Here is a 9367-nt window from a genome sequence, read left to right as displayed (position 1 = left end):
GGCCTTGTGGAGTTTTTCACGGGCTTTTTCGGTGGTGAACATCCATTGGATTTGTGCCCTTTGCGCGTTTCTCTGCTGCTGCCAAGCATTGATCTCTGCAATCATCCTGTGTTTGTCGTCGATCCTGCGGTCGAGGCATTGGCTTTTCAAAACGCCAATCTCGATCTCGACCATATTCAGCCAACTTGCGTGTTTCGGCGTGTGGTGGAATTCAAGCCGCTTGAGCACACGACGGGCTTCGGCGGCAGGAAACGCGTCGTATAGCGCGCCGGGTGAATGGGTAGAGAGATTGTCCATAACAACACGAATGGTCTTTGCGTCAGCATAGTCAATGTCGACCAGTTCGCGCATGCACTCGGCGAAGTCCTTGTTGGTGCGCCGATCGGTGACCTTCACCCGCCGCCATGGCTGATGCGCGTCCAAGAAAACGAAAAGATTGACGGTGCCATTGCGGCGATATTCACAATCGTAGCGCAAGGGCTGCATCGGCTTTGCAGAAATGGGGTCCCGCACCTCGCCAATCAGTTGGACCGGGCTTTCGTCAAAGCAGACAACCGGCCTTTGCGGGTCTGGGGCTTCGGCATACAGGTCCAGGACGTCTTCCATTCGGGCGACATATTCCCCGTCGACTTGGGAATGCACCACATGTCTTTTCGCCATGGCTTGAGATGATTTTCACCAAGCCTTCGGCGCACGGTCTCGCAGGAGATCTGCGCGTGATCGGTCAGCTTGATCATCTCGTCAGCCAGAAGCTCAAGCGTCCAACGTGCCCGGCCRGGCGGCGGAGTTGAGCAAGCCGTCGCCACCAGCAGTGCTTCCTCCTTGGCTGATAGTTTGCGGGCAACGCCGGGCCGTGGCTCCTCACTCAACGCGCCTTCGAGATTGGCCTCTACCAGGCGGCGCTTGGTGCGATAGATGGTCGATCCGCTGACATTCAAAGTCGCAGCGATGACCTCGTCGCTCACACCCTCATTCGCCGCCAACAGGATTTGTGCACGCTTGAGCCTGCGCGCCGAGTGACGGCCACCGCTCAAAAGAGCGTTCAGTTGCTCACGTTCAAGCTGGTTGAGTTCCACATGATATCTTATATTCATTTGAGCCTCCTGATGCGATGAAACACAGGTTAAACTCAAATGAATCAAACGTTTGGCAAAGAGCCTCCTGCCGGAGCGCCACAGTTCACGCAGCTGCAGGGCCAATACCTGGCCTTCATTTATGCCTACACCAGGATCTTCAAACGCTCCCCGGCAGAAGCGGACATGCGTCGCCACTTTGAGGTGACCGCACCGTCTGTACACCAGATGGTGATAACCCTGGAAAAGGCCGGTCTCATTCAACGCCAGCCTGGAGTAGCGCGAAGCATTCAATTGCTCGTACAACCCGAAGCGCTGCCAATCTTGCGATAGCTCAACCCGTCAGAATCTCTGCGGAACGGTACTAGCAATCCGCTCATCAACACGGGGCTCGCCGTCCTTTCAGGTGTGCTCGTCGCGATAGCCGGTGACTTCTTCTATTATTGGATGCATCGCGCCCAACACGCCGTTCCGTTCCTTTGGCGCCTGCATGCCACTCATCACTCAATTCGTGAACTGACGGCCTGGAATTGCAATCATCATTTTACCGAGCCATTTGTATACGCATTGTTTGTCACGCTACCACTTACGCTGGTTAACTTCGAATCAGGCGTCGTGCCCGTCGTTGCCATGACCCTAATTACCTTTCAGGCCCACCTTTCTCACTCTAGCACACGAGTCAACCTTGGGCCGCTCCGATACATTATCGGCGACAACAAATTCCACCGCATTCACCACTCGATGGAACCGCATCATCGGCATCGAAACTATGGGTTCTTTACGACGGTATGGGACACGATTTTCCGCACGGCATATTGGCCGAAAAAGGACGAGTGGCCGCAAGTTGGTCTCCGAGATCAGTCCGAACCACTCACCGTACGTGACTATTTTATGTTTCCGTTTGATAAGCGACGTTGGATCAGAACCAAGGTCGGAAATGGTATGCGGGGAGTTGAGGCTGGCGGATTGAACGCGGCGGAAAGAGATGGACCTGTTCGTTCGGATATCAGTTCCGCAGCTTGAAGTTCAAAGAGTTGGGTCTGATCTAAACTTGGTGGCGGCCTTGATCAGGAGGCTGCTTAGCGAGAAGATCTGCAAGGCTGCGGCCCACCGTTCGGTGATGATCCTATCAGGCAAGTTGAGCACGAGGGTCGGCTCAGATCCGTTTCATCTTAGCATCAAAGCTCCCCGGCCCGGCCAAGACCAGATACAGGACGACGAAGCAAAACAGGATTAAGCCATCGCCGCCGCCTGCGGGCAGCATTGGCGAAAACCAACTGTCCTGCCGGTGCCTCGCCGCCTGAGGGGAAGCCAAATAGTTTCACAGTGCCATGTTCAGTGAATAGCCGCGCGGCAACAATCCAGAGCACGGCAAGTGCCGTCTGCGTGTTTTGAAACGTTCCTTCAAATTAGTATTGAGCCTCTTCGCCGCATCATAAACTCCCGCTCAATCGGGATCCGGATCAGAAGGCGCTCGACCGCTGGGATGAACCGAATTGATCTCTGGCAAATATCACGCCAATAGAAATTCGCAGAGGACGTGAAACCATTGTTACGCATGGAAAGGTCTTTCCGGGCGCCGAAGGGGATTGCCCTCCGAACAGATCGACTACCGATATAGCGATGACAAAAGGCCTGCCGTTCACTCGCTGAAGTTCACCAGGATGCTGTGCGGATCGCTCTTTCTTTCCCACCAAATGGGCCCGCTGTCGGACTGCGCGATATTCAATTTTCCGCCCACTATGCGATTTGCGAAGAAAGTTTTCACAGAGCGTCTTTGCGCTGTGAAAACGTCAATTTGTATTACTAATGAGGAGTACTGATAGGTTTGTAGGGCGTACATACACGCTGTGGATAGATAAGTTATGCGGTTCAATGGTCTTGACCTAAATCTCCTAGTCGCGCTCGACGCCCTGATGAGCGAACGCAATCTGACGGCGGCGGCGCGCAGCATCAACCTGAGCCAGCCAGCCATGAGCGCGGCGGTCGCACGGTTGCGCACCTATTTCCAAGATGAGCTGTTTACGATGGCCGGCCGCGAATTTATCCCCACCCGGCGGGCTGAAGGTATCGCGCCGGCGGTGCGCGAGGCTCTGCTGCAGATTCAGCTCTCCATTATTTCGAGGGAGCCGTTTGACCCGGCTAGGTCGGATCGCCGCTTCAAAATTGTGCTTTCCGATTACGTTACACTCGTGTTTTTCGAAAGGATTGCGGAGCGTGTCGCGCGAGAAGCTCCCGGCATCAGCTTCGAATTTCTTCCCCCCGGCGATGATAATGAAGACCTTCTTCGGCGCGGCGACGTTGATTTTTTCATTCTGCCGGAAATATTCTTATCAAACGCCCATCCCCAAGCGAGACTGTTCGATGATGTCCACGTGTGCGTAGGCTGCACCTCGAACAAGCAACTGGAAGAGCCGTTTACGTTCGAGAGATACATGTCGATGGGGCACGTTGTGGCCAAATTCTATACGCGGAGGCCGGGACTCGAGGATTCGTGCCTCCTCGAGCACGGTCGCGAGAGACGGATCGACGTCGTCGTACATGGCTTCAGTATGATTCCGTCCATGGTTTCGGGCAATGAGCGCATAGGAACCATGCCCTTACGGCTGGCGCAGCACTTCGCAAGAACAATGCCGCTGCGCATCGTCGAGCTTCCGCTGCCACGACACCTTCCGTTCACCGAAGCCGTTCAATGGCATGAACTTCACAATAGTGATCCGGGAAGCGTCTGGATGCGCGAAATGCTGTTTGAGGAGGCGTCCCGCATGGTTTCGCCGATTGCCACGACCGCGCCGCTCAGCAACTCAAACCAGCACGAATGTTGTCCTGCGCACATGTGATCCGAAAACTTCATCGGGCCATGACTATTATATGGCTGCCATAGCGCCGTTTCGGGCGCCGCGCGTTAATGCTGCCGGCAAGCTTATACGTTCCCGCGCCCGCTCGCCGACCGCTTTGACGATAGTGGGATTAGCTTAACACCGGGGACGCTAGTTTAGGGTAGCCGATCGCGAACATCGCTCATCCATGACCTCACGTTTTGCCGGTCTGTCTGCCGCTCAACGATGTCGGAGATGCGACTACGCCGTGAGGGCCACTTGGGTGATCTTGTTGGACAGTGGCACTTTGAGCCATCGGCAGATCCGGATAATGCACGCGCCCCGCCGAAGAGTAGATGATTGCGTCCATCGCTCGTATGTGACTGCTGGGCTGCCGGACAATTGCCGCAGGGTATCTTGTCGACGTGCTCACTGCCCAGTTGGATCAATGTCGCGGACATGGTCATGAAGAACCCCCGGTCAACGCCGTGCCAAGATTGTAGGACTCGGCGCGGCGATGGCGGGTGATCAAATTGATCGGTGATCGTGGGGTTGCTCACTGCTTTGCGGGCGCGGATTTCTGCAGTTTGTCGTCAAGTTTCTTCACGAGAACAGGATCCTTCTGTGCAGCGGCCAGAATTTCGTTGTATTCGTCCACTGAAATATTGGGAGAGGTCTGAACGGCCTGTATCATCTGTTTTCTTGCCTCGCTCCGTAGCTCTTGCTTCGCTGTCTCATCCGGCGCCGCCTTGATCTTGGCCGCGTACTCCTGCCTAATCTTGTCCACCTGGAGATAGGCGACGGCAAAAGCTTCGATCTTCTGGTCACTGATGGCCGCAGCCGCACCATTGCCATCTGGTTGCCCTTGGGCGGGTTGCGTCTCTTGCGCCGCTTGCTGCGCCGGCGCAGGATTGCTGAGAAACATCAAGCCCAAAACTGCAGCGGTCAACGATGCGGCAGAGATGTAACGATCGATCATTTTAATTCCTCTCATATAGTGCGGGGGACAAGGCTTCTTTCCCAGCGTAAAGCCAAAAGCGGTGATATAGCCGGCTTCGGTCGACGAGGATTCGGCGACAATGTGGCCTTCAATGCTTGCCATAGGACGATAGCGAGGCGATCATGATACCATGAACGGGGCGCTGCCGAGAACTTTGCCATCATCAGGAGCATATGAACCGGATGCGACGGCGAGGAGCTTGACGTTTAGCATCCAACTGGACGGCCAGCACGGCGCAGGAAAAGTTGTTGGGGCTCCAAATTATGGCGCATCAGTTAAGACGAGCCATAAATTCGGATTGAATAGTGGCTGCTGTGTAAAGGGAAGCATCCAGCGGCAGGGTCCCAAATGCAAGTTGACACAGAAGATAGTTGGCGCCTGCCTCTTCTACCTGGCTAAGTAATGTTTGTCTCACCGACGCCGCCGACCCTGCGATGCATAACTCGTTCTCAACCGCCTCGTCGAAAGTCAGCGGCAGGTTTGGTGGAGTCTGCAGGTCATTTAGCTCGTAAAGGAATTCAAAGCTGGCGAGCCAGTGTTCGTAAGCCGGCGCTGCGAGCACCCAGGCTTCGCGGTCAGAACGCCCAATCACGATCATGCGAAGCAAGCCACGAAACGAGGATTGATCATCTTCGCCCGTGTTCTCTTTTCGATGGGCGCGGAAGGCGTCAGTAATTTTGCGGACAGAAGAGGACGGTCCCAGGCACGCGATGTTTGCGCCGTTCGCAGCGGCCCAGCGGGCCGATTCGGGTCTACCTGTGGCAATCCACATCGGTGGATGCGGGCTTTGATGAGGTTTTAGTGTCAAAGGTATGTTGCTCAGCTCAAAATGCTGGCCCTTATGGGACAACGTGCCGCCTCTCATCGCATTAAGAAGAATTTCACTGGCTTCCGCATAGCAGCCTGGTGCCGCGTCCGCACACATCCCGAAATAACTTAATTCGATCGGGAGAGAACCGCGTCCAATCCCGACCTCAACTCTGCCGCCGCTCAATTGGTCCAGCATACAGATTTCTTCAAAAGCACGCAGCGGGTGATAAAGGGGCAGCAGCATGACAAGTGGCCCGATACGAATCCAACGCGTACGCTGCGCGACGCTCGATAAAAACAGATTTGGCGATGGCCCTCTCCCATGTGGAGTACAGTGGTGCTCAGCAAGGTGATAAGCGTAAAAACCAAGGCCGTCGCACGCCTCGGCTAACCTCAGGCGATCTGAGTACTGCTGGGCTATGTCGCAGCCGTTGTCGTCCAGATGATCGAAGATGCCGAAGGTCAGATTAGAAGGAATGGCATTTCCCATTCGATTGTCTCCAATGTTAGATGAAAGATGTCGATTCAAGCGATGAAGAGGCGGTCTATGCTCCGGCCGTGGTTCTCCACGACGAGGCATCAAAAGGCACCAGGGTCAGTGCAATCGCCGACACCGGTTGTGTCGACCTCATTTGGTGCGGAGATCTGGGTATCCCGGCCAAATCGACTTGGCTGTTTCTGTGGTGTCGGCAAAAACAAAGATTAGCCGTGCGTGACCGGCTGCATCTTCAGGCTTTTAGAAATGTCAGCGGCGGCTGATAGGAATGCATCCATTTGGGTTTTTGAACCGACGCTTACGCGAATATGATTTTCCAGGCCGTCATCGGGAAAGACGGCAACAAGTATCTTTCGTCTTCTCAACGATGCTTGCCACCACGTGCCGTTTTGCCCAGGTGGTGCGCGAGCAAGCAAGAAATTTGCATGAGACGGGGTCACCGAAAATCCGAGTTTAGAGAGTGCGGCCGTGGTTCGGTGTCTTTCATCTTTGATATGTTTGTGGTTCTCGGCGTAGGCGGCGCGGTGCGAGAGGATGCTGGTGCCGACCGCGTGGGCAATAAGATTCATATTGAAGAGATTTTGGCTGTTACGCAGCCTTCCGATAAGTTCAGGATGACCGAAGCCGAAACCAATGCGAATACCGGCGGCGGCGTAGCTTTTAGAAAATGTTCTTAAGACCAGCAGGTTCGAATGGCGATTGATAAGTCGTAGAGCATCGTCGGGCGCAAAATCGACATACGCCTCATCCAACACTATCAAACGGTCGGATTGCGCAGCGAGCCTGTCGATCTCGGCTATTGGAACAAAGGTTCCGCTCGGGTTATTCGGATTGGCCAGCAGGATGAACTTTGCCTCTTTTGCGGGACCGAGAAGCAATTGCTCTATCGGCAACGAATAAGCTTTGCTCCATTCGATTTCGAGAAATTGAGCACCCTGCAACAAGGCTAGTTTGCGGTTGAACGAAAAACCTGGCGACATCATCGCCACGCTATCACCCGGAGCAAGGAAAGCCCTGTAGATTAGCCCCAGCAGTTCAGACGATCCATTGCCGGCGATCACCTGATCGCGGGAGAGGCCATACGCATTGGCGGCCGCTTCCCGCAAGCAGCGATTATCATCCTCCGGATAAAGGTAATGCCGTTTGAGGGCGGCAATCGCGCTTCGCATCACCAGCATTGGCAACGGAAATGGATTCTCATTCGTGTCCAGCTTAGCGCAATTGGCTTCAGGACCCGGCTGTTTAGCCGGAATAGCGTCGAGCTGTCTCACCGTCTGCGAAAGAGCCGAAAGCACACTTTGCAGTTTTGCATCAGACATATCTTTTCTCCGTATCAGTTAGTCGAACCCGCTAGCATGTGATCGGCAGTCCTAGCTGAAGCCCATGTATCTTCGTTCCGCTTCGACGACGGCAGCAACGATCATCCTGTCCGCAGATCGCCACGCAACGCTAACCCTCTAAAACCGCAATTTGCTCAAGCCTTTGAAATTAGAGCGGCGCCTTTGGACCAGCCGCCTCTCACGATGTGATTTGGCGGCCAATGCCGCCAGCTTGCCCCCGCCGTTTTCGAATGCGGCTCTCACCCGGCCCATCCCCTAAAGTGGTAGTCTCGGCAAAACTCCGAAGGCAGCTGACGGGATCGCAATCGCGACCGACCGCGTCGAGACCGGCAGAAACGTGCAGCTCGCTTGGACGATCACCACGGAAATCTTCATGAGGGCCTCCTGGAGCATGAAATTACAAGCCGAGAGCTACGGACTGGATCGAGACCTCAAACACGACCATGCGAGCGAGATCGATACCGTCCGTCGGCGGATTGGGTATTCTGATCTGCCCAATACCTTCGCCACTGATGAGCCGGCCGTCGCCAGTGGGATCAATGGGGACATCGTCGACATCCCTGCCGAGGAGGCTTATCGTCATGTGAACCACCACTGATTAGCATCGCCGACCCCACCGTCGGTGGAGCACTTCACCGCCTATTTACGCTTGATCGGCCCATCGGGATAATCGATTGATTTAATAGGACTCATCCAAATGTCGGATGGTTGCGGCAAGCTTCGCATCACAGCGGTGAAAATCGACCAGGGCAGGTGTCGTCGGTTCGTGCCCGCGGCGGCGTCGCTCGTGGCAGCGCAATAGACTGCCGGCCATGGCTCTCGCGGGCTCCTCGACTCACCGCCGCATCGACATTGCAATGTCCTAATCATCGTCTCGGCACGATTTGCTGCAGGCGATGTTCAGGCCGTCATTCCAACGCGATCGGAAGTACAGGCTCTCCCTTGAGTCTGATGCGGGCACTATCTCGCGATTTTCATTGGAGGATTAGGTTATCGTCGAATTTGGCGGCGATCGCCGGCTCCGCTCGTGCTGTCGGCACCCTCGCCGGCATTGGCGAGAAGACCGACCGGCGGGACTGGGTGTTCGAGGAAGCTGCGGGACTATAGCGCGGGCTTAATGCGAGCCTGGCTCGCGGGCAAATGACATATTTTGATGCAAGCGCCGCTGCGAGCAACCTCCCAGCGTCGAGAAGCATGTTGCCTCCAGCTGCAGCTCCTGATCCGCCTTTCCTTCGGATAGAGACGTAGCCGCAAATGCTTAGCGCGACAGGGCCGACAAACATAACCGTCGGTTCTTTGCTTGGTGATTGGCACGGTTGTTGCGTCGTCTCAGGAAGACAGTGCACTAAGGAAAGGTCATGATGATTCATGGATGCTCGATGGCGATGGTCCTTGTCGGTGGATACCTTCTTGCTGCATACGCAGGGGACTTGGCGGCGCTGAGGATGGTTTATCTGCGTCGCCATTGTCGATGGCTGATATATCCAATTTCGATACTTTCATGGTTCGCAGCCCACCGATTTCACTCGGCCTGGATCCGTTTTATGCCAAGTATGCTGACGCAGCAGGCATACCTATTCTTACTGATACCGCGTCCCGTTTAACTTGACTCTTTGGCCTTCCCAAAACGCGGTGAATCTGAATCTCTGGAGCAAACCGGAGGTCTGCGATGCGATCAGGGATTTCATTGCGTGAGGATTTTGACGGAGAAGGTCTGCGGCGGCTGGCGCGGCAGACGAAGGACGCCGCCCAGGCACGACGTTTGTTGGCGCTCGCGTCGATCTATGACGGAGGCTCGCGTTCCGATGCCGCCCGTCTCGGCAATGTCA

At 55.2% G+C, this 9367-nt stretch carries 7 protein-coding genes and 2 pseudogenes; 3 read left to right on the top strand and 6 right to left on the bottom strand.

Annotation, left to right across the window (positions count from 1 at the left end):
- A protein-coding gene (locus tag QDY28_RS30285) for an IS630 family transposase (RefSeq protein WP_425516157.1) occupies positions 1-1094 on the bottom strand; the annotation gives its coding sequence in 2 pieces (ribosomal slippage) (positions 1-638 and positions 638-1094; 1095 coding nt annotated over the 2 pieces). This gene is flagged as partial in the annotation.
- 387 nt (positions 1095-1481) lie between these two features.
- On the opposite strand from QDY28_RS30285, the gene QDY28_RS30275 reads away from it, so the two are divergent.
- The gene (locus QDY28_RS30275; RefSeq protein ID WP_280950733.1) at positions 1482-2096 is read left to right on the top strand and encodes a sterol desaturase family protein; all 615 of its coding nucleotides are present in this window, start codon (positions 1482-1484) and stop codon (positions 2094-2096) included.
- Positions 2097-2229: 133 nt separating this feature from the next.
- Here the strand turns inward: QDY28_RS30275 and QDY28_RS30270 are convergent.
- Positions 2230-2443 (bottom strand): annotated as a pseudogene (locus tag QDY28_RS30270) (hypothetical protein).
- Positions 2444-2938: 495 nt separating this feature from the next.
- On the opposite strand from QDY28_RS30270, the gene QDY28_RS30265 reads away from it, so the two are divergent.
- A complete protein-coding gene (locus QDY28_RS30265; RefSeq protein ID WP_065091953.1) occupies positions 2939-3913 on the top strand; it encodes a LysR family transcriptional regulator in 975 nt (324 codons plus the stop codon).
- Positions 3914-4448: 535 nt separating this feature from the next.
- Here the strand turns inward: QDY28_RS30265 and QDY28_RS30260 are convergent.
- The 4 genes from QDY28_RS30260 to QDY28_RS30245 all read right to left on the bottom strand — a co-directional run bounded on the left by QDY28_RS30260 (position 4449) and on the right by QDY28_RS30245 (position 8121).
- On the bottom strand, positions 4449-4994 hold the full coding sequence (locus QDY28_RS30260; protein WP_065091952.1) for a DUF4168 domain-containing protein: 546 nt from the start codon (positions 4992-4994) through the stop codon (positions 4449-4451).
- Between the two features lie 169 nt (positions 4995-5163).
- On the bottom strand, positions 5164-6192 hold the full coding sequence (locus QDY28_RS30255) for an LLM class flavin-dependent oxidoreductase (RefSeq protein WP_004120058.1): 1029 nt from the start codon (positions 6190-6192) through the stop codon (positions 5164-5166).
- Positions 6193-6404: 212 nt separating this feature from the next.
- Entirely contained in the window at positions 6405-7517 is a 1113-nt protein-coding gene (locus QDY28_RS30250; protein WP_065091951.1) for a pyridoxal phosphate-dependent aminotransferase, read from the bottom strand.
- A gap of 418 nt (positions 7518-7935) precedes the next feature.
- Positions 7936-8121, bottom strand: coding sequence for a hypothetical protein (locus QDY28_RS30245; protein ID WP_172831088.1), 186 nt, complete (start codon positions 8119-8121; stop codon positions 7936-7938).
- 1086 nt (positions 8122-9207) lie between these two features.
- On the opposite strand from QDY28_RS30245, the pseudogene QDY28_RS30240 reads away from it, so the two are divergent.
- A pseudogene (locus tag QDY28_RS30240) lies at positions 9208-9367 on the top strand (IS630 family transposase); the annotation flags it as partial.

This window comes from Rhizobium sp. BR 362 (genome assembly GCF_036528765.1).
GTDB lineage: Bacteria > Pseudomonadota > Alphaproteobacteria > Rhizobiales > Rhizobiaceae > Rhizobium.
Note: the sequence above shows the minus strand (reverse complement) of the source record. Positions and strands in the feature narration are given on the sequence as shown.

Bases quoted from the DNA above. Each gene is read 5' to 3' on its own strand.
- QDY28_RS30265 (WP_065091953.1), top strand. From the start codon at position 2,939: ATGCGGTTCAATGGTCTTGACCTAAATCTCCTAGTCGCGCTCGACGCC.
- QDY28_RS30260 (WP_065091952.1), bottom strand. From the start codon at position 4,994: ATGGCAAGCATTGAAGGCCACATTGTCGCCGAATCCTCGTCGACCGAA.
- QDY28_RS30255 (WP_004120058.1), bottom strand. From the start codon at position 6,192: ATGGGAAATGCCATTCCTTCTAATCTGACCTTCGGCATCTTCGATCAT.
- QDY28_RS30250 (WP_065091951.1), bottom strand. From the start codon at position 7,517: ATGTCTGATGCAAAACTGCAAAGTGTGCTTTCGGCTCTTTCGCAGACG.
- QDY28_RS30245 (WP_172831088.1), bottom strand. From the start codon at position 8,121: ATGACGATAAGCCTCCTCGGCAGGGATGTCGACGATGTCCCCATTGAT.